General features: G+C 59.4%; 20 protein-coding genes and 2 pseudogenes. 4 read left to right on the forward strand and 18 right to left on the reverse strand.

Annotated elements, in window-relative coordinates:
- Positions 1-254 precede the first annotated feature (254 nt).
- The 4 genes from E0D86_RS06185 (at position 255) to E0D86_RS06200 (ending at position 6,004) form a co-directional block, all read left to right on the forward strand.
- Positions 255-2,522, forward strand: coding sequence for an ATP-binding protein (locus E0D86_RS06185; protein ID WP_131649126.1), 2,268 nt, complete (start codon positions 255-257; stop codon positions 2,520-2,522).
- Positions 2,516-2,989 carry a response regulator gene (locus E0D86_RS06190; RefSeq protein WP_131649127.1) on the forward strand — a complete coding sequence of 158 codons (474 nt, stop codon included), beginning with the start codon at positions 2,516-2,518 and terminating at the stop codon, positions 2,987-2,989. The genes E0D86_RS06185 and E0D86_RS06190 overlap by 7 nt, the downstream gene beginning before the upstream one ends.
- Before the next feature lie 65 nt (positions 2,990-3,054).
- Positions 3,055-5,463 (forward strand): response regulator, encoded by a 2,409-nt coding sequence (locus E0D86_RS06195; protein WP_131649128.1) that lies wholly within the window; start codon positions 3,055-3,057, stop codon positions 5,461-5,463.
- Positions 5,456-6,004 (forward strand): biliverdin-producing heme oxygenase, encoded by a 549-nt coding sequence (locus tag E0D86_RS06200; protein ID WP_131649129.1) that lies wholly within the window; start codon positions 5,456-5,458, stop codon positions 6,002-6,004. Before E0D86_RS06195 ends, E0D86_RS06200 begins: the two co-directional genes overlap by 8 nt.
- Before the next feature lie 55 nt (positions 6,005-6,059).
- On the opposite strand, the gene glmS is transcribed toward E0D86_RS06200, so the two are convergent.
- From glmS to mnmG, 18 genes and pseudogenes are all read right to left on the reverse strand, one after another.
- The gene (gene glmS / locus E0D86_RS06205) at positions 6,060-7,910 is read right to left on the reverse strand and encodes a glutamine--fructose-6-phosphate transaminase (isomerizing) (RefSeq protein ID WP_131649130.1); all 1,851 of its coding nucleotides are present in this window, start codon (positions 7,908-7,910) and stop codon (positions 6,060-6,062) included.
- A gap of 2 nt (positions 7,911-7,912) precedes the next feature.
- Positions 7,913-8,692: a DeoR/GlpR family DNA-binding transcription regulator gene (locus E0D86_RS06210; protein ID WP_131649131.1), complete on the reverse strand. Its 780-nt coding sequence runs from the start codon at positions 8,690-8,692 to the stop codon at positions 7,913-7,915.
- Positions 8,693-8,764: 72 nt separating this feature from the next.
- Positions 8,765-9,280: pseudogene (locus E0D86_RS21850) on the reverse strand (methyl-accepting chemotaxis protein); the annotation flags it as partial.
- A 390-nt stretch (positions 9,281-9,670) separates the two neighbouring features.
- Positions 9,671-10,912 (reverse strand): annotated as a pseudogene (locus E0D86_RS21855) (chemotaxis protein); the annotation flags it as partial.
- A gap of 112 nt (positions 10,913-11,024) precedes the next feature.
- Complete coding sequence (gene glmU, locus E0D86_RS06220) at positions 11,025-12,389, reverse strand: bifunctional UDP-N-acetylglucosamine diphosphorylase/glucosamine-1-phosphate N-acetyltransferase GlmU (RefSeq protein WP_131649133.1); 1,365 nt, start codon at positions 12,387-12,389, stop codon at positions 11,025-11,027.
- Between the two features lie 118 nt (positions 12,390-12,507).
- Positions 12,508-12,936, reverse strand: a complete 429-nt coding sequence (locus E0D86_RS06225; RefSeq protein ID WP_131649134.1) for a F0F1 ATP synthase subunit epsilon — start codon at positions 12,934-12,936, stop codon at positions 12,508-12,510.
- A gap of 80 nt (positions 12,937-13,016) precedes the next feature.
- Positions 13,017-14,393: a F0F1 ATP synthase subunit beta gene (gene atpD, locus E0D86_RS06230; protein ID WP_131649135.1), complete on the reverse strand. Its 1,377-nt coding sequence runs from the start codon at positions 14,391-14,393 to the stop codon at positions 13,017-13,019.
- Positions 14,394-14,423: 30 nt separating this feature from the next.
- A complete protein-coding gene (atpG, locus tag E0D86_RS06235) occupies positions 14,424-15,287 on the reverse strand; it encodes a F0F1 ATP synthase subunit gamma (protein WP_131649136.1) in 864 nt (287 codons plus the stop codon).
- Positions 15,288-15,337: 50 nt separating this feature from the next.
- Complete coding sequence (gene atpA / locus E0D86_RS06240; protein ID WP_131649137.1) at positions 15,338-16,882, reverse strand: F0F1 ATP synthase subunit alpha; 1,545 nt, start codon at positions 16,880-16,882, stop codon at positions 15,338-15,340.
- A 15-nt stretch (positions 16,883-16,897) separates the two neighbouring features.
- Positions 16,898-17,434 carry a F0F1 ATP synthase subunit delta gene (locus E0D86_RS06245; protein ID WP_131649138.1) on the reverse strand — a complete coding sequence of 179 codons (537 nt, stop codon included), beginning with the start codon at positions 17,432-17,434 and terminating at the stop codon, positions 16,898-16,900.
- A 12-nt stretch (positions 17,435-17,446) separates the two neighbouring features.
- Complete coding sequence (locus tag E0D86_RS06250) at positions 17,447-17,917, reverse strand: F0F1 ATP synthase subunit B (RefSeq protein ID WP_131649139.1); 471 nt, start codon at positions 17,915-17,917, stop codon at positions 17,447-17,449.
- Positions 17,918-18,009: 92 nt separating this feature from the next.
- Positions 18,010-18,237 carry a F0F1 ATP synthase subunit C gene (gene atpE, locus E0D86_RS06255; protein ID WP_003290909.1) on the reverse strand — a complete coding sequence of 76 codons (228 nt, stop codon included), beginning with the start codon at positions 18,235-18,237 and terminating at the stop codon, positions 18,010-18,012.
- Positions 18,238-18,307: 70 nt separating this feature from the next.
- Complete coding sequence (atpB, locus tag E0D86_RS06260; RefSeq protein ID WP_131649140.1) at positions 18,308-19,180, reverse strand: F0F1 ATP synthase subunit A; 873 nt, start codon at positions 19,178-19,180, stop codon at positions 18,308-18,310.
- A gap of 14 nt (positions 19,181-19,194) precedes the next feature.
- Complete coding sequence (locus E0D86_RS06265; protein ID WP_231752265.1) at positions 19,195-19,593, reverse strand: F0F1 ATP synthase subunit I; 399 nt, start codon at positions 19,591-19,593, stop codon at positions 19,195-19,197.
- Positions 19,594-19,726: 133 nt separating this feature from the next.
- Positions 19,727-20,599 (reverse strand): ParB/RepB/Spo0J family partition protein, encoded by an 873-nt coding sequence (locus E0D86_RS06270; protein WP_131649141.1) that lies wholly within the window; start codon positions 20,597-20,599, stop codon positions 19,727-19,729.
- Positions 20,600-20,608: 9 nt separating this feature from the next.
- Positions 20,609-21,397, reverse strand: coding sequence for a ParA family protein (locus E0D86_RS06275; protein WP_131649142.1), 789 nt, complete (start codon positions 21,395-21,397; stop codon positions 20,609-20,611).
- 18 nt (positions 21,398-21,415) lie between these two features.
- The gene (gene rsmG / locus E0D86_RS06280) at positions 21,416-22,063 is read right to left on the reverse strand and encodes a 16S rRNA (guanine(527)-N(7))-methyltransferase RsmG (RefSeq protein WP_131649143.1); all 648 of its coding nucleotides are present in this window, start codon (positions 22,061-22,063) and stop codon (positions 21,416-21,418) included.
- Positions 22,063-23,955, reverse strand: coding sequence for a tRNA uridine-5-carboxymethylaminomethyl(34) synthesis enzyme MnmG (mnmG, locus tag E0D86_RS06285; RefSeq protein WP_131649144.1), 1,893 nt, complete (start codon positions 23,953-23,955; stop codon positions 22,063-22,065). The genes rsmG and mnmG overlap by 1 nt, the downstream gene beginning before the upstream one ends.
- Between the last annotated feature and the right edge of the window lie 531 nt (positions 23,956-24,486).

Raw genomic sequence — 24,486 nt, forward strand, 5'->3', positions numbered from 1 at the left:
CTCGCGCGCGTCGGCATCGTGATTCCTGCCTGTTGCCTTCTGTCATGGCCCTTCATCGTGGTCTGTTTATATAGCTCGCCGCATTGGCGAGCCAGTTCGGTCGGGTTAAAGTGCCCTGCCAAACAATCCGGTCCATTATCGATTCCAACATAGGCCATCGCGATCACCGACACTGTCACTGACAATAGGTAGCAACTCGCATGGGTGCCTGCCTGTCGCTTTCGGTCCGGACAGGACCCGACCAAGGACACAAAATGACCACTACCGAGGACCTGCTCGAGGCCATCGACCGATGCGCAGAAGAACCCATCCATATCCCCGGCAGTATCCAGCCACACGGTTTTCTTCTGGCAGTCGACGAGTCGCAGCTGCGAGTGTTGCAGGCTAGCGAGAACGTACGGTACTGGCTGGGCCTTGATGCGCAGGCGCTGCTAGGCAAGCCGCTGTCTTCGTTACTCAGTATTGATCGAATCGATGCCGGCCTGGCGGCGCTAGCCGAGGATGATCAGAACCCTTTTCACCTGAGCGATGTGAGCTTCAGCCTCAACGGACAAGAAAGCGTTTTCGCGGTAATGGCGCACCGCCGCAAGGGTCAGCTGATCCTGGAGTTCGAACGGGCCGGCAACCCCCTTGACGCCTATAATTCACTCTATCCACTGATGCGCACCTTCGTCGTGCAGCTGGAGGAGACCCGCGAGCTGGAAGGCCTTTGTCAGCTCGCGGTCAAAGAGCTTAAGCGGATCACCGGATTCGGTCGGGTCAAGGCCTACCGATTCGATGCCGACGGCAACGGTTTGGTGCTGGCCGAAGAGGCCGACCCGGGCTATGCGCGCTATCTAGGACTGTGCTTTCCGGCATCCGACATCCCGCCGCAGGCTCGTCTGCTGTACCAGCAAAACCTGATCCGTGTCATCCAGGACGCCAACTATCAGCCCTCGCCGCTGGTTCCGGCACTGAATCCCACGACTGACGAGCCGCTGGATCTGAGCTTTGCGGCATTACGTAGCGTTTCCCCGGTGCATCTGCAATACATGCGCAACATGGGCACGCTGGCCTCGATGTCGATCTCTATCGTCGTCCGCGGGCGGCTCTGGGGATTGATCTCTTGTCACGATGCGGAGCCACGACAAGTCAGTTACCAGACCCGTACGTCATGCGAGCTTCTCGGACGCATCCTGGCGCTGCAGATCGAGGCACGGGAGGTCGAAACCCTGGCGCAACGCAAGCTCGAATTGCGCCAGCAGATCGTGCACCTGCTGTCAGCGATGGCCGACCACGACAGCGTAGTAGAAGGCTTTCGTCAGCTACCGGAAGTGGCGCTCGATTTTGCCGGTGCCCATGGTGCCGCGATCATCTCCGCGGAAACCTGTGAAACCATCGGCCAAACTCCAGATCATGAACAGATCTTGCAACTGGCCCACTGGCTGGGCGAGCAGCGCGACAGGGTGATCTACCACAGCGACTGCGTTTCCCGCGACATTCCGGACTTTCCAGAATTGGCGGAGCATTGCGCCGGAGTCATGGCAATCTCTATCTCCCGCCTGCATGCGCATTACTTGATCTGGTTCCGTCGCGAGCAGATCAAGACCGTCGATTGGGCCGGACAACCGGAAAAACGAGTCGACCATGGCAGTGGTGCCCTCAGCCCGCGTCACAGTTTCGAGCGGTGGCAGGAGACTCTGAGGGGCTATGCGACCCTCTGGGAACAGGACGAAATCGAAGGCGCGCTCGAGCTGCGCAACGCGGTGCTCGGCATCGTACTGCGCAAGGCTGAGGAAATGGCCCAGTTAGCCGGCGAACTGCATGCCAGCAACCAGGAGCTGGAATCGTTTTCATACAGCGTATCCCATGATTTACGTGCGCCGCTGCGCCATATCGCCGGTTACACCGAGTTGCTTGGCGAACTGGAAGGTAGCCAGCTAAGCGAGCGCGGGCTGCGCTTTCTGGAAAACATCTCCGATGCCGCTAGCTTCGCCGGCACGTTGGTCGACAATCTATTGACCTTTTCGCAAATGGGCCGCTCCGCATTGCGCATGTCCGATGTAGATCTCAGTGCGCTGGTAGCGTCGATCCGCGACGAGCTCATCCCGGACTGCGAAGGTCGGCAGATCGAATGGCATCTGCTGCCAATGCCGATCGTCGTGGCCGATGCGGCTTTCCTTCATATGGCATTGCGCAACCTGATCGGAAACGCGGTGAAGTACACCCGCACGCAGGAGCTAGCGGTGATCGAGATAGGCGCCGAGCAACGCCACGGCGAAGTCATGGTTTACATACGTGACAACGGCGTGGGCTTCGACATGCAATATGCCAGCAAGCTGTTCGGCGTTTTCCAGCGGCTGCATCGCATGGAAGAGTTCGAGGGCACTGGAATTGGTCTGGCGAGCGTGCGCCGCATCATTGAACGCCATGATGGACGTGTCTGGGCCGAGAGCGAACTGGGCAAGGGCGCTACCTTCTATTTCTCACTTCCTAAATTGGCCTATACATCTCCTCTATTGAATCGAGACAAGCAATGCTGAAACCAATACTGCTGGTTGAGGACAATCCCCACGACCTGGAGCTAACGCTGATTGCGCTGGAGCGCAGTCAGCTGGCCAACGACGTAGTGATCATGCGTGACGGTGCAGAAGCGCTGAGCTACCTCTTGCGCACCGGAGACCACTCTGGGCGTGCCGATGGCAATCCGGCGGTACTGTTGTTGGATCTCAAGTTGCCGAAAGTTGATGGACTGGAAGTGCTCAAGATTGTGCGTGAAACCACCGAGCTACGTAGCATCCCGGTTGTCATGTTGACCTCTTCGCGGGAAGAACCCGATCTGCTCAAAGCCTATGAACTCGGAGTGAACGCATACGTGGTAAAGCCGGTCGAATTCAAGGATTTCGTCGCAGCGATATCCGATCTCGGCATCTTCTGGGCGGTGCTCAACGAGCCGCCACCCGGCTCCCTGCGGTTCAAGCGAGGGTCAAGCAGCGAAGAAAAGAACTGAACGACCTGCCGCCTGCTGACACATGGTGCGCTGCCTCAGCACCTGCTTTCCACAACCGGGTCAAAATGCCAACACTAAAGAACATCAGCGTCCTGTTCATCGAGGACAGTCCGCACGATGCCGAACTGGCCCAACTATCACTGGAGCGCAGCGGTTATACACTGACGCATGCCGAGCGGGTCTATGACCATGCGGGCGTCGTCGAGACGCTGCAGCGGTACGAGTTCGACCTGATACTGGCCGATTTCATCCTGCCGAATTACTCCGGTAGTCAGGCTCTCCAGGACGCTCGCAGACTGGCTCCGGAGACACCCTTCATCTTCCTCTCAGGTGTATTTGGCGAAGAGAACGCGGTCAACATGATGCGCTCCGGTGCCATCGACTATGTACTCAAGAAGAACCTGAGCTTTCTACCGAAAGCCGTCGAACGGGCGCTGGGTGAAGTCAACGAACGCCGTCGTCGCCAGCAGGCTGAGCAGGCGTTGCGGGAAGTGGAGGTGCGCGCCCGGCTGGCCATCGATGCAGCACGCTTGGGCATGTGGGATTACGAGCCGCAAAGCGACACCCTCATATGGGACGAGCGTTGTCGTGCGATGTTCGGCGTCTCGGCAGACACCCCGGTAGATATGTCATTGTTCGAACAGCTCTGCCATCCAGACGATCGCGGGGCCATGCGCATTCAAATCGAGCGGGCCAACACTCTGGAGAACGATCACGAGTATCGCGCTAAGTACCGTGTGCTCTTTGAGGACGGCAGCATTCGCTGGATGGAAACCCGCGGTCAGGCCTTTTTCGAAGCAGGTGTCTGCACGCGCTTTGTCGGTGTGGTAATGGATATTACCGAGCAGCAACTGGCGACCCAAACCCTCAAGCGCATAAACCAAACCTTGGGCGAGCGCGTAGAAGAACGCACCCGTGAACGCGACCGCACCTGGGAACTGTCGCGCGACCTGCTGGCAGTCACGCAGTTGGACCTGTGGCCGATCGCGCTGAATCCAATCTGGGAAGACACACTCGGCTGGCCCCGCGAGCAGCTGATGCAGAGTTCGTTGCTCGAGCTGGTCCACCCCGACGACCTTGTGAAGTCGCTGGAGGAGACCTCCCGGATCGGTCAGGGCGAGGTCGCCAACCGTTACGTCAATCGACTGCGCCATCGCGACGGTAGCTATCGCTGGTTGTCATGGTCCGCAGTAGCCGATGGCGGCCGCATCTATGCGGCCGCACGGGACATCACCGGCGAAATTGCGACGATCGACAGGCTGGGCGAAGCCAACCGCGAGCTACTGACGCAGATCCAAGAGCGCGAGCGCGTCGAGGCCACGCTGCAGCAGATGCAGCGGCTCGAAGCCGTCGGCCAGCTGACTGCGGGCGTCGCCCACGATTTCAACAATCTGCTAACGGTCATCCTTACCAGTGCCAGCTTTCTAAAAAACGACCTGGAACGCGGCGCACCGGTTGAGCGCTGCCTACGCCGCTTACAGTACATTCGTGACTCCGGCGAACGCGGTGCGACATTAACCAGCCAGCTACTCGCATTTGCTCGGCGCCAACAGCTGGTGCCCACAGCGGTGAACCTCAACGACACTCTTGTCGGCTTGCTAAGCCTGCTCAAGAGCAGCTTGGGCGGTAATGTGACCATCGTGACCGATACGCAAGACAATCTCTGGCATGCCTTGGTGGACCCGACTCAGATCGAAATGATCATCCTCAACCTGGCGATCAACGCGCGTGATGCCATGGGCGACAGCGGCCAGCTCACCCTTGGTACCGGTAACGTAGTTATCGACCAGCCGGCCTTACGTCCCGAAGATCCTGGCCCGGGCGAATACGTGGTGTTGTCGGTCGCCGATACAGGTGAAGGCATGACCGACGAAGTATTGAGCAAAGCCTTCGAGCCCTTCTTCACCACCAAGGAAGTCGGCAAAGGTTCCGGCCTGGGACTGGCGCAGGTGTTCGGCTTCGCCAAGCAGTCCGGTGGCGGAGCCCGTATCCAGAGCGAACCCGGCGTCGGCACTACGGTGAAAGTCTTCCTGCCCCGAACCACGATAACGCAGAAGGCGAAACCGCTGATGCCATCGAGCGCGGCCTCAATAGAAAGTAACAGCCGCCACAGCATCCTTCTGGTTGATGACGATCCCAGCGTGCGCGAGGTGACGGCCCAGATGCTGCAGTATCTGGGTTTCTCGGTGACCGAAGCAGACAGCGGCAAGCAGGCATTGCAAATGCTGGCCGAAAGCGTCGACGTCGATCTACTGCTAGCTGATTTCGCCATGCCGGACATGAACGGCGGTGAGCTGGCGCGAGCAGTGCGGGCGCGCAATCCCGAATTGCCGGTGGTAATAGTCACGGGCTATGCGGAGCTGAGCGAACACGGCTTGGCCGGCTTTCCGATCATCCAGAAGCCGTTTCGCGAGGAGCAGCTGGCGAGCGGAATACAACTGGCGCTGCAAAAAGGCAATCTGACCGATGTCTGAGCTGCGGGCCCGCCTAAGGCATGCAACCGCCCCTTTGCACGCACAAGTCGATGCTGCCTATGCCGGTTTTGACTTCAATCATGAGGGCGGCTACGTCCATTTCTTGCGTGCCCACAGCCGCGCGCTGGGTGCCGTGGAAGTCGCATTGGAACAGGCTGGCATCGTTCGGCTGCTAAATGATTGGCCCACACGTACGCGACGTCACCTGTTATTGGCTGACCTCAGCGAGCTGGACAGCCCGGCGCCAACGACATTGCCACTGCCTGAACTACTGGACGAGGCCAGCTGCTGGGGCGCCGCTTATGTACTTGAGGGTTCGCGTCTCGGCGGAAGAATCCTGGCAAAACGGCAGCGTCAGTTCGATCCTTCAGCGCCGGTTAGCTACCTTGAACACGGTGACGTCGCCAGGCTCTGGCCGACCTTCCTTGCGCGACTGGAAACGGCCGGCTGTAGTTCATGGCCGGCGATACTTGCCGCTGCCGAGGCGACTTTCGCCCTGTTCATGGCCGGCGCAGCACTAGAGCAGGCAAGCACTGGCTGAGACGAGAAGGTCCCATTGGGCCTCCACTCTTCTTTAGAGCGTCATCGCAGAGCCTTCACTCCACAGTCACTGACTTGGCCAAATTACGCGGCTGGTCCACATCGGTACCGCGCAGCACCGCGACGTAGTACGACAGCAGCTGCAATGGCAACGTATAGAGGATCGGCGCCAGCACGTCATGGATATGCGGCATGCTGACGATGAAGGTGCCCTCGCCATTCTCGATGCCGGCTTCACGGTCGGCGAAGACGATCAGCTCGCCACCGCGCGCGCGCACTTCCTGCAGGTTCGATTTGAGCTTTTCCAGCAGCTCGTTGTTCGGTGCCACGGTCACCACCGGCATGTCGGCGTCGACCAGTGCCAATGGCCCATGTTTGAGCTCGCCCGCCGGGTAAGCCTCGGCGTGGATATAGGAAATCTCCTTGAGTTTGAGCGCGCCCTCCATCGCCACCGGATACTGCGCGCCACGACCGAGGAACAGCGTGTGGTGCTTTTCGGCGAAATGCTCGGATATCTTCTCCACCGTGGTATCCATCGCCAGCGCTTCGCCCAGACGCGTCGGCAGGCGGCGCAGCTCGTCGATCAGCTCGGCTTCAAGCGCCGGCGCAAGCGTGCCACGCACCTGCCCCAGCGACAGGGTCAGTAGCAACAGGCCAACCAGCTGGGTCGTGAAAGCCTTGGTCGAAGCCACGCCAATTTCCGGACCGGCCTGGGTCAGCAGGGTGAGATCGGATTCGCGCACCAGGGAGCTGATGCCCACGTTGCAGATCGCCAGACTGGCGAGGTAACGCCCCTCCTCGTCCGTGCGCGCCTTGGCGTTTCGCAGCGCCGCGAGCGAATCGGCGGTTTCGCCGGACTGGGAGATGGTGACGAACAGCGTGTCGGGCTGCACCACCACCTTGCGGTAACGGAACTCGCTGGCAACCTCGACCTGGCAGGGAATGCCGGCCAGCTCCTCGAGCCAGTAACGCGCGACCATACCGGCGTGGTAGCTGGTGCCGCAGGCAACGATCTGCACGTTGCGCACCTTGGCGAACAGCTCGGCCGCCTGCGGACCGAACGCCTGCACCAGCACTTGGTGGTCGCCCAGGCGGCCTTCGAGCGTGCGCTGCACGACCTTGGGCTGCTCGTGGATTTCCTTGAGCATGAAGTGGCGATATTCGCCCTTGTCCGCCGCTTCCGCGCCTTCATGGTATTGCACGCTTTCGCGTTCCACCGCTTGGCCGGCGACATCCCATATCTGCACGCTGTCGCGGCGGATCTCAGCGATATCGCCTTCTTCCAGATACATGAAACGATCGGTGACCTGACGCAGGGCCAGCTGGTCAGAGGCAAGGAAGTTTTCCCCCAGGCCTAGTCCGATCACCAGCGGACTGCCGCTACGGGCGGCGAGCAGCCGATCAGGTTGTTTGGCACTGACTACGGCCAAACCATAGGCGCCATGCAACTCCTTGACCGCCGCCTTGAGCGCCACGGTGAGATCACCGTATTCATCGAGCTTGTGGTGCAGCAGATGCACAATGACTTCGGTATCGGTGTCGGAAACGAAGACGTAACCCCGGGCTTTCAATTGCTGACGCAGGGCTTCGTGGTTTTCGATGATGCCGTTGTGCACCACCGCCAGGTCTTCGCCGGAAAAGTGCGGATGCGCGTTGCGCTCGCATGGTGCGCCATGGGTGGCCCAGCGCGTGTGAGCAATACCCAGACGACCGCTGAGCTGTTCGTGCTGTTGCGCCTGCTCCAGCTCGGCGACCTTGCCGGAACGGCGCAGGCGATGCAGTTGGCCGCTTGCATCCAGCACGGCCACACCGGCGCTGTCATAGCCTCGGTACTCGAGACGCTTGAGGCCTTCGAGCAAAATTGCAGTGATGTTGCGTTCAGCGACGGCGCCAACGATGCCACACATGGTCAGGTCTCCTGATGGGTTCCGATGGCTGCGCAGATCAGCTTGATGCCGCGAGCCTGAATACTTGAACGCGCCTCGGCAGTGAGGCGGTCGTCCGTTATGAGGGTGTGGATGTCGCCCCAGGGCAACTCCAGATTGGGGATGCGCCGTCCGATCTTGTCGGATTCGGCCAGCACGATGACTTCGCGCGCCACTTCAGCCATGACACGCGAGAGGCCAAGTAATTCGTTAAAAGTCGTGGTGCCGCGCTGCAGATCGATGCCGTCGGCACCGATGAACAGCTGATCGAAATCGTAGGAACGCAGCACCTGTTCCGCCACCTGCCCCTGAAAGGACTCGGAATGCGGGTCCCAGGTGCCACCCGTCATCAGAAGGGTCGGTTCGTGTTCCAGTTCACGCAGGGCATTGACCACGCTCAGCGAGTTGGTCATCACCAGCAGGCCATGCTTGTTGCCCAGTTCAGGAATCATCGCGGCGGTGGTGGTGCCGCTATCGATAATGATGCGCGCATGTTCGCGGATACAGCCGACGGCGCCTCGGGCGATGGCTTGCTTCCACGGCGAAACCGGCTGTGAACTGCCGATGAGTTCCTGCGGCAAGGGCACCGCGCCACCGTAGCGGCGCAACAGCAGGCCGTTCTTTTCCAGCGCCGCAAGGTCCTTGCGGATAGTCACTTCGGAGGTCTCGAAACGTCTGGACAGCTCATCGACGCTCACCTCGCCCTGCTCGTTGAGCATGGCAAGGATGGCGTGGCGTCGTTGAGGAGTGTTGCGCTTCGACATGCTTAAGTTTCGATTCGAAAGAAAAACGCGCGAATCAAAACCTAAACCAGCAGCGCCGTCAACTCCCAGTCATCAAACCCGGAAGTAACTCATCAGACTTTGCTGATGATTGGCCAGCTGATTCAGCGCCTGGCTGACGCGGGCCGATTCGTCCGCCTGGCCAGACAGCGATTCGGTAACGTCGCGGATACCAGCCACGTTGCGGTTGATTTCTTCGGCTACCGCACTTTGCTGCTCGGCTGCGCTGGCAATCTGCAGGTTCATGTCGGAAATCACCGCCACCGCGTCGCCGATCTTGCGCAGCGCAGCGACGGCATTGCCTACCTGATCGACGCTGCCCTGCGCCTGAGCATGGCTGCCTTGCATCGCTGTGACCACGTCGCGAGTTCCGCTCTGCAGACGTTCGATGACCTGACGAATTTCTTCGATGGATTCCTGGGTGCGTCGAGCGAGGTTGCGAACTTCATCGGCCACCACGGCGAAACCACGCCCGGCCTCGCCTGCCCGCGCCGCCTCGATAGCGGCATTGAGCGCCAGCAAGTTGGTCTGCTCGGCGATTGCGCGAATCACTTCGAGCACCGAGCCGATCTGTTCGCTGCTAGCAGCCAGCGTTTCGACCTGTCCCATGGCATGGTTCAGTTCACCGGCGAGGCCGTCGATGCTACGCGTGGTGTGATCGATGACACCCAGCCCTTCGTGCGTTGCCTGATCGGCTGCCCGTGCGGCCTCCGCTGCCTGCGCAGCGTTGCGCGCGACATCCTGCGCCGTGGCGCTCATTTCATGCGATGCGGTCGCCACCTGTTCGACTTCGCGGAACTGTTGCTGCATGCCGGCGCTGGTCTGCATGGCGATCGCTGCAGACTGGTCGGCGCTGCTGCGCGCGTCCTGAACCGAGCGCTGCACATCGGCGATGGTTGGCTGCAGCTTGTCGAGAAAACGATTGAACCATCCGGCCAGCTCGCCCAATTCATCCTCTCGGGTGTATTCCAGTCGTCGGGTGAGATCGCCCTCGCCACTGGCGATGTCCTTGAGCATCGCCGCCACGCCTTCGATAGGACGGGTCACGCCCCGCGCGGTTAGCCACATCAGCGCCAGGCCCAATAACACCGCACCGAGACCGATAGCTAGGGCGATCATGCTGTTCTCCTGGCTCTGAGCCTGCAGCGTCTGCTCCAGACGCGCTGCCGGAGCGAGCAGCACCTGACGTGGCACCTCCAGCAGAATCGCCCAGGGTTCGACTTCCGGCACTGGCTGTACGGGTTGCAACACCCGCAGCATGTCGCCCTCGTCGAGCAGCACCGGCTTGCCGGCATCGACCACGCGGCCGATCGCCTCGCTCTCGGCACCGAACGCGGCGCTCAACGGTTTGCCGAGCAGACCGGCGTCGCGACTATGGCCGGCCAGGAATCCGGCAGGACTGATCACGCTCAGATGGCCTTCGCCCTGATAAAGAACCTGTTGCGCCTCCTGACTGAGCTGCTGCAGCGAAGCCAGGCTGATATCAACACCGACGACGCCGATGACCTTGTCGTCTTCTATCAGGGGGAAGGCGACGCTGGTCATCAGCAGCGGCTTCCCTTCCACCTCGTCGAAATAAGGCTCGAGTACACAGACCCGGGCGCTGTCGCGCGGGCAACTGTACCAGGCGTTGTAGGGTGCGCCCGTGATGCTGGATGAGGTATCGGCGAGTTCCTCTTCGCTCATGGTCTCAGCACTGAGTTGGCCAGGCTTGCGCTGCGACCAGTACAGCGAAAATCGTCCGGTGTCGTTGCCGCCCATCTCGGCGTTGTCTATGAACATGCCATCCCTGTCGTCCAGCGCGTCGGTCTCGAACACCACGTAAAGACCGATCAGGTCGGGATTGGCTTCCAGCGCCGTCTTGATCTGATGGTGCAAATCCTCACGAAGCTCGAAGGCGTTGGCCATCCGCTCGATGGCCTGCTCGCGCAGGGACAGCACCTGACGGACGATACCCTGGCCGTACTGATAGGCATCGTTGAACTGTCGCTCGATGCGCAGAGCCTGCGCCAAGCCACGCGCTTGCAGATTGTTGCGTGCGGACTCCTCCAGCATGGCACCGCTAGATGCGCTGACCAGAACGGTGGCCTGACGCGATTGATAGAGCGAAGCGCCGACCAACAGGCCGACGATGAGCAAAAGGCAAAGGCCAGCCAGCAGGGTGAGCTTCCACTGGATGGACAGGCGGGTAAGGGAGGGCATGATCGCTTCCTTTAGACGTTATGCCTTATGAAGTCGACCGAATACGAAATCCCTTGAGTACCGCCTGTAAGAACACCGAAGCGCACCGAGCCCTAGCTGCGCATCATCAGTGTTATTTGCGCGTTTTCTGCGGGCGTTGCCAGCCCTTGACCAACGCCTGCCGAGCCCGCCCGAGTGCCAGAGTACCTGCGGGCACATCGGCCGTGATCACGGAACCGGCGCCCGTGGTAGCGCCATCACCGAGGTTGACCGGGGCAACCAGCGAGCTGTTGGAGCCGATGAACACGTCCTCGCCCAGCACCGTGCGGTATTTGTTGGCACCGTCGTAATTGCAAGTGATGGTGCCGGCGCCGATGTTGGTCCGTGCGCCGATTTCGGCGTCACCGAGATAGGCCAGGTGGCCAGCCTTGGCGCCTTCGCCCATGCGCGAATTCTTTACTTCGACGAAATTGCCGACGTGCGCTTTGGCCCCCAGCACCGCTCCGGGACGCAGGCGCGCGAATGGCCCGCAGTCGGCGCCCTCGCCCAGCTCGGCACCTTCCAGATGGCTGTTAGCTTTGACCACCGCACAGCGGCGCAGCGTGCTGTCGCGGATAACGCAATTGGGTCCGATCTCCACGCCATCCTCAATCACCACTCGGCCTTCGAGGATTACGTTCACGTCGATCAAGACATCGCGGCCGACACTCACTTCGCCACGCAGATCGAAGCGTGCCGGGTCGCGTAGCGTGACTCCCTGAGCCATCAGACGGCGCGCCGCACGCTGCTGATAGTGCCGCTCGAGCTCAGCCAATTGAATGCGATCGTTGGCGCCCTGTACTTCCATCGCATCCTGCGGCTGCTCGGTAGCGACCGTCAGCCCATCGGCGACGGCCATGGCGATCACATCGGTCAGATAGTATTCGTCTTGTGCATTGCTGTTGGAGAGCCGTCCCAGCCAGTCGCCCAGTCGCTCACCCGGAACCGCCAGAATGCCGGTGTTGCCTTCGGCTATCAGCTTTTGTTCGGGCGACGCGTCCTTGTGTTCGACAATCGCCTGGACCACGCCCTGACCGTCGCGCACGATCCGGCCATAACCGGTCGGGTCGGTCAGCTTTACCGTCAGCAACGCAAGCTGCTGCGGGCCGACCTTGTGCAGGAGTCGTTCGAGCGTCGCCGCCTCGATCAGCGGCACGTCACCATAAAGGATCAGCACCCGCTCTGCCGTGAGCGCCGGAAGTGCCTGGGCAACCGCGTGTCCTGTTCCCAACTGCTCGGCCTGGACCACGAAATTCAGATCGTCCGCGGCCAGGCGCGCACGCACCTGCTCGGCGCCGTGACCGATCACCACGTGGATGGCTTTGGGCTCGAGCCCTCGGGCGGTCTCGATCACATGACCCAGCATGGACTGACCGGCAACCGGGTGAAGTACCTTGGGTAGAGCGGAGCGCATGCGCGTGCCCTGACCGGCAGCGAGAATGACGATATCGAGTGACATGGCAGATCCTGAATCGTGACCCTGGGGCCGACGCAAAAGAAGTTTTTACGAAAAACGAAAAAGAAAAAGGGTAGCCAAGGCTACCCTTTTACTCGCGCACGATGAAGCAGTCAGCGGATCAACCGCGACCGTACTTCTTGCGCATCGCCTCGATGGTCCGCAGCTGCGCGGCAGCTTCAGCCAGACGAGCAGCAGCCGAGCCGTAATCGAACTCAGCACCCTTCTCGTGCAGGGCCTTCTCGGCGGCCGTCACGGCAGCCTGCGCCGCCGCTTCGTCCAGATCCTTGGCGCGCGTAGCGGTATCAGCCAGCACCTTCACCATGTTCGGCTGAACTTCGATGAAGCCGCCGGAAATGTAGAAGATCTCTTCGGTGCCACCCTGCTTGATCACTCGCACCGGACCGGGCTTGAGATCGGTCAACAGTGGAGCGTGGCCCGGCAGAATGCCCAGATCACCCAAGTGACCATGAGCGACGACCATCTCTACCAGCCCCGAGAACAGCTCTTCTTCCGCACTGACGATGTCACAGTGGACTGTCATAGCCATACTTATGCCTCGGTAATCAGCTCGACCCGCGACGGGTGCCGCCGGTCTAGCTTATTGGCGCCCGCGAGCGGGCGCGCCAGTTACAGTTTCTTGGCCTTCTCGATGGCTTCGTCGATGCCGCCAACCATGTAGAACGCCTGCTCCGGCAGATGATCGTAATCACCGTTCAGGATGCCGGCGAAGCCACGGATGGTTTCTTTCAGCGAGACGTACTTGCCAGGCGAACCGGTGAAGACCTCGGCCACGAAGAACGGCTGGGACAGGAAGCGCTGGATCTTACGAGCACGGGATACCAGCTGCTTGTCGGCTTCGGACAGTTCGTCCATGCCCAGGATCGCGATGATGTCCTTCAGTTCCTTGTAGCGCTGCAGCACGTACTGAACGCCGCGAGCGGTGTCGTAGTGCTCCTGGCCGATCACGTTGGCGTCCAGCTGACGCGAGGTGGAATCGAGCGGATCGACCGCCGGGTAGATACCCAGGGAAGCGATGTCACGCGACAGAACCACGGTGGCGTCGAGGTGGGCGAAGGTGGTCGCAGGCGACGGGTCGGTCAAGTCGTCCGCAGGAACGTAAACAGCCTGAACGGAGGTGATCGAACCACTCTTGGTGGAGGTGATGCGCTCCTGCAGAACGCCCATTTCCTCGGCCAGAGTCGGCTGGTAACCCACCGCGGACGGCATACGGCCCAGCAGTGCAGATACTTCGGTACCGGCCAGGGTGTAGCGGTAGATGTTGTCGACGAACAGCAGAACGTCCTTGCCTTCGTCACGGAACTTCTCGGCCATGGTCAGGCCAGTCAGTGCCACGCGCAGACGGTTTCCTGGGGGCTCGTTCATCTGGCCGTAAACCAGCGCAACCTTGTCCAGAACGTTGGAGTCCTTCATCTCGTGATAGAAGTCGTTACCTTCACGAGTACGCTCACCGACACCGGCGAACACGGAATAACCGCTGTGCTCCATGGCGATGTTACGGATCAGCTCCATCATGTTTACGGTCTTGCCAACACCGGCACCGCCGAACAGACCGACTTTACCGCCCTTGGCGAATGGGCAAACCAGGTCGATAACCTTGATGCCGGTTTCCAGCAGCTCGTTACCGCCAGCCTGCTCGGAATAGCTCGGCGCCGCGCGGTGGATACCCCAGCGCTCTTCTTCACCGATGGGACCGGCTTCGTCGATGGGGTTACCCAGTACGTCCATGATCCGGCCCAGGGTGGCAGTACCCACCGGTACGGAGATGGCAGCGCCGGTGTTGCTGACGTCCAGACCACGCTTGAGGCCTTCGGTCGAACCCATGGCGATCGTACGGACAATGCCGTCGCCCAGCTGCTGCTGGACTTCCAGGGTGGTTTCAGCGCCAGTCACTTTCAGCGCGTCATAGATACTCGGTACCACATCGCGCGGGAATTCCACGTCGATAACGGCGCCGATGATTTGAACGATACGTCCGCTACTCATGTTTGGTTCCTCTGAATATTTGAACCGTTCTTAAACCGCGGCAGCGCCGCCGACGATTTCCGAAATTTCCTGCGTGATCGCAGCCTGACGGGCCTTGTTGTAGACCAGTTGCAGATCGCTGATCAAATCACCGGCGTTATCGGTTGCGTTCTTCATGGCGATCATCCGGGCGGCCTGTTCGGCAGCACCATTCTCGACCACGGCCTGGTAGACCTGGGACTCGATATAGCGAACCAGCAACGCATCCAGCAACAGGCGGGCGTCGGGTTCGTACAGGTAATCCCATTTGCCTTTCGGCGCGGTCTGATCGTCACTCGCGGCCAACGGTAGCAGCTGTGCTACGGTCGGCTTTTGCGTCATGGTGTTGATGAACTTGTTCGACACCAGGTAGAGACGGTCCAGACGGCCCTGATCGAAAGCATCCAGCATGACCTTGACGCTGCCGATCAGATCGTTGATCGACGGCTCTTCGCCAAGCCCGCTGACTGCCGCGACCACGTTGCCGCCAAAGCTGCGGAAAAAGCTTGCGCCCTTGTTACCGATCACGCACAGGTCGGCTTCGACTTTAGTGTCGTGCCATTCCTTCATGTTCTTGATCAGCGCCTTGAACAGGTTGGTGTTCAAGCCACCGCACAGGCCACGATCGGAAGACACGACGATATAGCCGACACGCTTGACCGGACGCTCAACCATGAACGGATGACGGTATTCCGGGTTGGTATTGGCCAAATGACCGATTACCTGCTGGATCCGCTCCGCATAGGGACGGCTGGCAGCCATGCGCATCTGTGCCTTGCGCATCTTGCTGACCGCCACCTTTTCCATGGCGCTGGTGATCTTCTGCGTGCTTTTGATGCTCGCAATCTTGCTGCGAATCTCTTTTGCGCCTGCCATTTGACACCTATCGGGTTAGCAAGCGGGAGCCTCGCGGCTCCCGCTGCGGCTTACCAGGATTGGGTGGCCTTGAACGACTCGATACCGGCCTTGATGCCCGCGTCGATTTCGTCGTTGAAGTCGCCCTTCACGTTGATCTTGTCCAGCAGAGCGACGTGCTCATGGTGGAAATAGGCAATCAACGCCTGCTCGAAGGCACCGACCTTGGCTACTTCGATGTCCTGCAGATAGCCTCGCTCGGCTGCATACAGGGACACCGCCATGTCAGCAATGGACATCGGCGCGTACTGCTTCTGCTTCATCAGCTCGGTGACACGCTGACCATGCTCGAGCTGCTTGCGGGTCGCTTCGTCCAGGTCAGAAGCGAACTGAGCGAATGCGGCGAGCTCACGGTACTGGGCCAGGGCGGTACGGATACCACCGGAGAGCTTTTTGATGATCTTGGTCTGAGCGGCGCCACCGACGCGGGATACCGAGATACCGGCGTTGACGGCCGGGCGGATACCTGCGTTGAACATCGACGACTCAAGGAAGATCTGACCGTCGGTGATCGAAATCACGTTGGTTGGAACGAACGCAGATACGTCACCGGCCTGAGTTTCGATGATCGGCAGAGCGGTCAGGGAACCGGTCTTGCCAGTCACGGCGCCGTTGGTGAACTTCTCGACATACTCTTCGGAAACGCGCGATGCACGCTCCAGCAGACGGCTGTGGAGATAGAACACGTCGCCCGGGTAGGCTTCACGTCCTGGTGGACGACGCAGCAGCAGGGAAATCTGGCGGTAGGCCACAGCCTGCTTGGACAGATCGTCATAAACGATCAGGGCGTCTTCACCGCGGTCACGGAAGTACTCGCCCATGGTGCAGCCAGCGTAAGGAGCCAGGAACTGCAGCGCGGCGGATTCGGATGCCGAAGCGGCAACGATGATGGTGTTAGCCAGGGCACCGTGCTGCTCGAGCTTGCGAACTACGTTGGCGATGGTCGACTGCTTCTGACCGATCGCGACGTAGACGCATTTGATGCCACTGTGGCGCTGGTTGATGATCGCGTCGATAGCCAAAGCGGTTTTGCCGATCTGACGGTCGCCAATGATCAGCTCGCGCTGACCACGACCAACCGGGATCATGGCGTCTACCGACTTGTAACCAGTCTGAACCGGCTGATCGACCGACTTACGCCAGATCACACCAGGGGCGACCTTTTCAACCGCGTCAGTTGCCTGCGCGTTGACCGGGCCCTTGCCGTCAACCGGGTTGCCCAGTGCATCGACTACGCGACCCAGCAGCTCCGGACCTACCGGAACTTCCAGTACACGACCGGTGCACTTGGCGCTCATGCCTTCGGTCAGGCTCTGGTAGGCACCCAATACCACGGCGCCGACGGAGTCCTGCTCCAGGTTCAGGGCCATACCGAAGACGCCGCCAGGGAACTCGATCATTTCCCCATACATCACGTCGGCAAGGCCGTAAATGCGCACGATACCGTCAGAAACGCTGACGACGGTACCTTCGTTGCGCGCTTGAGCAGACACATCGGAACTACCGATGCGCTGCTTTATGATTTCACTAATCTCGGAAGGATTCAGTTGCTGCATGCCACGACCCTCAAATCAGGATTTCAACGATTCGGCCAACTGGCTCAGTTTGCCGCGGACCGAACCATCGACAACCACATCGCCGGCGCGGATAACAACGCCGCCGATCAGCGCAGGGTTCACGACCTGCTGGGGGTTGACGGTACGATCTAGCCGCTTCGACAAGGCGGCAGCCAAGGTTTGGAGTTGCGCAGGAGTCAGCTCGAAAGCTGTCTGCACTTCAACGTCGAGTGTCTTTTCGGCCTCAGCCTTGAGTTCCTCGAACAGCTCCCGGATGGTCAGCAACACGTCCAGGCGATCATTGTCGCCAAGCGTGGAGACGAAGTTACGGAAGGCTTCATCGATGTCGCTACCGAGCAACTGAACCAGCGTCTTGACCTTGTTTTCACTGGTCAGACGAGGATTCTTCAGCAGTTCGGCAACGTCGGGAACTTCAACGGCGACCGCAGCCAGGCTCAACATGCCCGACCACGCGTCGATCCGGCCAGCCGCGCTGGCGAACTCGAACGCGGCCTTTGCGTATGGCCGAGCAAGCGTCTGGGTATTGATCATCGCTTGCCTCGCTTAGAGTTGGGAGGCCAGTTTTTCGACCAGATCGTTGTGCGCCTTGGCGTCCACCTGGGACTCCAGGATCTTCTCCGCACCCATCACGGCCAATACCGCTACCTGATTGCGCAGTTGCTCCTTGGCACGATTCACTTCCTGCTCGATTTCAGCGCGGGCGCCGGCTACCAGTCGCTCACCTTCGGTGCGCGCCTGTTGCTTGGCTTCCTCAACGATGGCATTGGCCTGCTTGTTGGCCTGCTCAAGAATCTGGGCAGCTTGCCCCTTGGTCTCGCGGAGGGTGTTGGAAACCTTTTCCTGAGCCAATTTTAGGTCTTGCTGCGCACGGCCTGCGGCGTCCAGCCCTTCGGCAATTTTCTTCTGGCGTTCCTGCATGGCCTTGGTGATAGGCGGCCATACGAACTTCATGCAGAACCAGACGAAAATAGCGAAAGCGAACGTTTGACCGAACAGCGTCAAGTTAATGTTCACAGCGATATACCTCGTGCTATCTCGTTCGACGCGGTTGTCAATTCCACGGCAACGGGGCTCGGCGAGCGAACCCCATCAGGAACCGGAATGTTTTAGCCAGCGACAACGAAGATGAGGTACATCGCGATACCAACACCGATCATCGGTACGGCGTCGAGCAGACCGGCCATCAGGAAGGTCTTGGTTTGCAGCTGAGGAGCCAGCTCGGGTTGACGAGCGGTGGATTCCAGCAGCTTGCCACCCAGCAGGGCGAAGCCGATGCCAGTGCCCAGGGCACCCAGACCGATCATGATAGAGGCGGCGATGTAGACGAGTTCCATGTAAAGCTCCTGAAGCTAAGGGGGTTAAGGTTTTTCGGGTAAAGCAAAAACGTTTCGAACGATTCAGCTGTTATGGCGTGAGCTCGGCGTGCCCATGATCTTCATGTGCAGAGCTCAGGTACACCACGGTCAGAACCATGAAGATGAACGCCTGCAGCGGGATTACCAGGATGTGGAAAATCGCCCAGGGTACATTCAGGGTCCACTGCACGTAGAACGGCAGCAGCGCAATGAGGATGAATACCACCTCACCGGCATACATGTTGCCGAACAGACGCAGAGCCAGGCTCAGCGGCTTGGTCAGCAGACCGAGGATTTCGAGAAACAGGTTGAACGGAACCAAAGACCAGTGGTTGAACGGGGTGAAGGCCAGCTCCTTGGTGAAACCACCGACGCCCTTGACCTTGAAGCTGTAGAACAGAATCAGGATGAATACACCCAACGACAGGCCGAAGGTGCCGTTCGGGTCGGCAGTCGGGACGATCTTGAAGTAGGGCAGGCCAAGCAGCGTGGCCAGGCCCGGGATGTAATCCACCGGAATCCACTTCAGGCTGTTCATCAGGAACACCCAGACGAAAATGGTCAAAGCCAGTGGCGCAATAAGCGCGTTGCGACCGTGGAAAGTATCCTTCACCACGCCTTCGACGAACTCGACGCACATCTCCACGAAGTTCTGCAGGCGCCCCGGAATGCCAGCGGTTGCGCCCTTGGCGGCCATGCGGAAAATCAGGACGAAGATCAGGCCCATGAACAACGACCACCCGAGCGTATCGAGATGGACGGCCATGAAGCCCATGTCGCGGGCTTCAGTGCCCGTTTGGGCGATGGTCCAGGTAGCCTGGTCGACCACCGAGCCGTCTGCGCGAACGTAACCTTCCGGCAATTTTCCGTAAGTCAGATTCTGTAGGTGATGCTGGATGTATTCCGCCGGGGTACTCGCCATAAACGCCTCAGTGTTCAATGCTTCGGATTATTTTTCATCAGCAGGAGGGCGCTCGCTCCAGCGCCAAGAACCATCAGATAGCCGGCAAACAACGCTACCGGTTCCAGCGGTTTCACTCCCACAAACACCAGCGCGAATAGCGCTGCTGCCAGAATCTGTTTACCCATCTCGCCAGCCCACAATGACTGAACGATGGCCTTTGCCGAACGCGCGCCGAAATAACGAAACGCCTTGAACGCAAAATATGTATTGCCCAATAGAGCTATCAAACCGCCCAGCAGGCCTGAATAGCCCGCGACCATACCAAAAAAAACACCACAAAAAATGCCGGTGACCGACGCAACGAGCGCCTGTACCACCAGCACACGTACTACAGGCATCCGATGGAGAGGTGTTCTGTTACGTATATTCACCTACAACCCACCGCCAAATACCTACGCCATCTGAAATGACAGCAGTCAAAAAAGCGCCGCGAGTATAGGAGCAGCCCCAACGGCGTTCAACCTTCCGGTAGTTATTTCCGATCGGCACTACATATATTTTGTATCAACGAATGTGCGCCAGCACACCTTGCAACTCATCCAGCGAATTGTAGCGGATCACCAGCTGTCCCTTGCCCTTTTCGCCATGCTTGATTTGCACCGGAGAACCTAAACGCTCGGCTAGTCGTTGTTCTAGGCGAACAATGTCAGGATCGCTCTTCGGCTCGGCTTTCGTGCCCTTGCTGCCATTGAGCCATTGCCGGACTAGCGCCTCGGTCTGGCGTACCGTCAGCCCGCGTGCGACAACATGACGCGCGCCTTCGACCTGCTGTTCAACGGGTAACCCCAGCAATGCCCGCGCATGCCCCATTTCTAGATCGCCATGAGACAGAAGCGTCTTGATTTCTTCAGGCAAGGAGATCAGACGCAACAGGTTACTGATGGTCACCCGAGACTTGCCCACCGCGTCAGCGACCTGCTGCTGGGTCAGCTGGAATTCCTGCTGCAGTCGTTGCAGAGCCACAGCTTCTTCGATCGGATTGAGGTCTTCGCGCTGGATGTTTTCGATCAGAGCCATGGCAATGGCCGCTTCGTCCGAGACTTCGCGCACCAATGCCGGAATTTTCTCGAGCCCTGCCTGTTGGCTGGCACGCCAGCGCCGCTCGCCTGCAATGATCTCGTAGCGGCCCGAACCGATCGAGCGAACGACGATCGGCTGCATCAAGCCTTGGCTACGTATCGAATTCGTCAATTCATCGAGGGTCACCGGGTCAATATCACGACGCGGCTGATACTTGCCCCGTTGAATGACGTCGAGAGGCAACTGTTGCAGCTCGCGCTCGTCGACTTGAGCGGTCTGTTGCTGCGCCGTTGTCACATTGGCGCCGCCGAGCAGGGCATCCAGTCCGCGTCCTAGGCCTCGTTTTTTGGTCGCCATGAAAATTCCTTATGCGGTTACGCTGCGGGCGGCTCGACGCTGACGACGCGACAATTCGCCCGCCAGTGCCAGATAGGCCAAGGCGCCCTTGGATTGCTTGTCATAGACCAAAGCCGGCATGCCATGACTGGGCGCTTCGGCCAGTCTCACATTGCGCGGGATGACGGTGTCGTAGAGCTTCTCTCCGAAATGCGTCTTGAGCTGTTCGGTGACATCGTTGGTCAGGCTGCTGCGCGGATCGTACATGGTGCGCAACAGGCCCTCGATTTTCAGCGAAGGATTCAACGCCTGACCGATGCGCTGAATGGAATTGACCAGGTCGGTCAGACCTTCGAGGGCGTAATATTCGCACTGCATCGGAATGATCACGCCGTCCGCCGCTGTCAGGGCGTTGATGGTCAGCATCGACAAGGAAGGCGGACAATCGATGAGGATGTAATCGTAGTTCTCGCGTACCGGCGCAAGCGCCTCGCGCAGGCGGTTTTCCTTGGCCGGCAGGTTGAGCAAGGCGACTTCCGCGGCCGTCAGATCACGGTTGGCCGGCAATAACTGATACCCACCGTGCTCGGAAAACTGCATCGCATCGATCAAGTTGCATTCGCCGATGAGAACGTCATAGATCGAATAGTCCAGACTCAACTTATCCACACCACTTCCAGTGGTAGCGTTGCCCTGTGGATCAAGATCGATAAGCAAGACGCGACGGCGTGTCGCAACCAGCGAAGCGGCGAGATTGATGCAGGTGGTAGTCTTGGCGACACCGCCCTTCTGGTTGGCGATGGCAAATACTTTAGCCATGGTCAGTGTCTGTCCGAGTCATGAAATGCGGCGCAGTATCAACAGATGGCGTTGCCCTTGGCAACCGGGAACCTTGAGAACCAAGCAGCGCTCCAGGTGAAAATCATCAGGCATCGCCTGTAGCTCATCATCCGGCTGGACGCCTTTCATGGCTAGCCAACGTGTGTCGATATTACCCAGGTGGCGCGTCCAGTCGGCAAAGTCACGCAGCGAGCTGAAAGCCCGGGACGTGATACCGGCAAAAGGCTGCTCCGGCCTGAACTGTTCGACGCGGCTGTGGACAACTTCCAGATTTGCGAGTTTCAGCTCAAGCTTGACCTGCGTCAGAAAGCGGGTCTTTTTGCCGTTCGAATCGAGCAGTGTGAAGCTGCGCTCGGGAAACAGAATGGCCAGCGGTATGCCAGGCATACCGCCGCCGCTACCCACATCGAGCCAGCGCGAGCCGCCCTGCTCTACATGCGGGGCGACGCTGAGGCTATCGAGCAGATGCCGCGAAACCATTTCCGCCGGATCGCGCACGGCGGTCAGGTTGTAGGCCTTGTTCCACTTGTTCAGCAGCCGCAAATAGCCGAGCAGCTGCTCTTGCTGGGTTTCGTTCAGATCGGCGCCCAGCGAGGCCGCACCCTGCTTGAGTTCTTCGGCGTAGCGGGCGTATTCGGCGTCCATCAAGCACTTTGCTCCAGCTTCTGACCGGCGTTGCGTTTTTTCAAATGGATCATCAGGAGCGATACGGCGGCCGGCGTGACGCCGGGCATCCGCGAAGCCTGGCCTAGCGTCTCGGGGCGCGCCTGGGAAAGCTTATGCTGGATCTCCTTCGACAAGCCGCTGATGGTCGCGTAATCCAAGTCCGCCGGTAGCACCACGCTTTCGCTGGCACGCAGGCGGACTATCTCCTCCTGCTGGCGATCAATGTATCCGGCGTACTTGGTCTTGATCTCGACTTGCTCGGCGACCTGCGGATCCTCGACCCCAGCGCCGGTGAGCTGAATCAGGCTGCGGTAATCGATCTCCGGCCGCGCAAGCAGATTGAGCAGGCTGTACTCGTGGGTCAGCGGTGTGCCGAAACGCTCGGCGATGGCATCGCCCTGCGGAGTGGCAGGACGCACCCAGGTGCTTTTCAGACGCTGCTCTTCCTGAACGATACTTTCGCGCTTGCGCTCGAACGCCGCCCAGCGAACATCATCCACCAGTCCTAAATCCCGGCCTTTTTCCGTCAATCTGAGGTCGGCGTTGTCCTCGCGCAGTATCAACCGATACTCGGCGCGAGATGTGAACATGCGATACGGCTCCTGGGTTCCCAGGGTGATCAGATCGTCGACCAGGACGCCCAGGTAGGCTTCGTCGCGACGCGGACACCAGCTGTCTTTGCCTTGCGCGCGCAAAGCCGCATTGGTACCGGCCAACAAACCTTGTGCGCCGGCTTCTTCGTAACCCGTGGTGCCATTGATCTGACCGGCAAAGAAAAGGCCGCCGATGACCTTGGTTTCCAGGCTGTACTTCAGATCGCGGGGATCGAAGTAATCGTATTCAATGGCATAGCCAGGTCGAACGATGTGCGCCTGCTCCATCCCGCGAATGCTCTGCACGATCTGCAACTGAACATCGAATGGCAGCGAAGTGGAGATACCGTTGGGGTAGAGCTCATGGGTAGTCAGGCCTTCGGGCTCGATGAAAACCTGGTGGCTGTCCTTGTCGGCGAAGCGATGAATCTTGTCCTCGATCGACGGACAGTAGCGCGGCCCGACGCCCTCAATGACTCCGGAGTACATCGGCGAGCGGTCGAGATTGGCCGCGATGATTTCATGAGTTTTGGCGTTGGTGTGAGTAATCCAGCAACTGACCTGCTCGGGATGCTGCGCCGCATGCCCGAGGAATGACATCGGCGGAATGGGGCTATCGCCCGGCTGTTCGGTCATCACCGAGAAATCGACGCTGCGGCCGTCGATACGAGGCGGCGTTCCGGTTTTCAGACGACCAACGCGAAGCGGCAATTCGCGCAGACGTGCAGCCAGAGCGATGGATGGCGGATCGCCAGCGCGCCCACCGGAGTAATTCTGCAAACCAATGTGGATAAGTCCGCCAAGAAAGGTCCCGGTCGTCAAAACAACCGACTCGGCGAAGAAACGCAGGCCCATTTGCGTAATCACACCTTTGACTTGATCCGCCTCGACGATCAAATCGTCAGCAGCCTGCTGAAATATCCACAGGTTCGCCTGATTCTCTAGCGTCTCCCGCACCGCAGCCTTGTAGAGCACACGGTCGGCCTGCGCACGCGTAGCGCGGACCGCCGGACCCTTGCGGCTGTTGAGCACGCGGAACTGTATCCCGCTCTTGTCGGTGGCGGTCGCCATGGCGCCGCCTAACGCGTCGATTTCCTTGACCAGATGACTTTTGCCGATGCCGCCAATGGCCGGATTGCAGCTCATCTGCCCTAGCGTCTCGACGTTATGAGTGAGCAGCAATGTCTTCACGCCGATTCGAGCGGCTGCCAAAGCAGCTTCGGTACCGGCATGGCCACCGCCGATAACGATGACGTCAAAACGGGAAGGGAAATCCACCACGCACCTCGTGCCTGTTCAGATGAGTTCTGGGAAACGCGCAAGTATAGGGGCTGGGGGGGTTCGAAAGAAGTCCTTTGAACAAAAAATGACCAGCTGCAGCTCCAAGCATGACAATGTCAAACAGACGCATCATAGAAAAATAGAGAAAAGTATTTAAAGCTTATTTTTATGTTTATAAATAAGAACGAAATTTCTGTGGATAGATTAACCGAAGCCCCGTGATTAAAGGATTCTAGCGCTTTAAAAGGTTGTGTTGATGCTGGGCTCTACCCGTGCGCTAACAGTTCATAGGCTGTGTATGAAAGGACAAGTTATGCACAGGGCTATCTGAATGCTTGTTCTTCAACTGGTTATGGACCGATCTTAGGCATACTTTTCCACAGAGCTTAGCCATAGGGTTTTGGCAAGCTTGGCGCGGCTTTGGGGAGCCAGTGGAATCGGTGGGTAGGGTTGAAGAGCATTGGCGATTATTAATGATGGGGTTCCCGCAGGCAGCCAGAGCCAAGGACGACGGCGTTCAAGCGCACG

It is taken from the genome of Pseudomonas sp. IC_126 (assembly GCF_004331835.1).
In the GTDB taxonomy this organism is placed as follows: Bacteria; Pseudomonadota; Gammaproteobacteria; order Pseudomonadales; family Pseudomonadaceae; genus Stutzerimonas.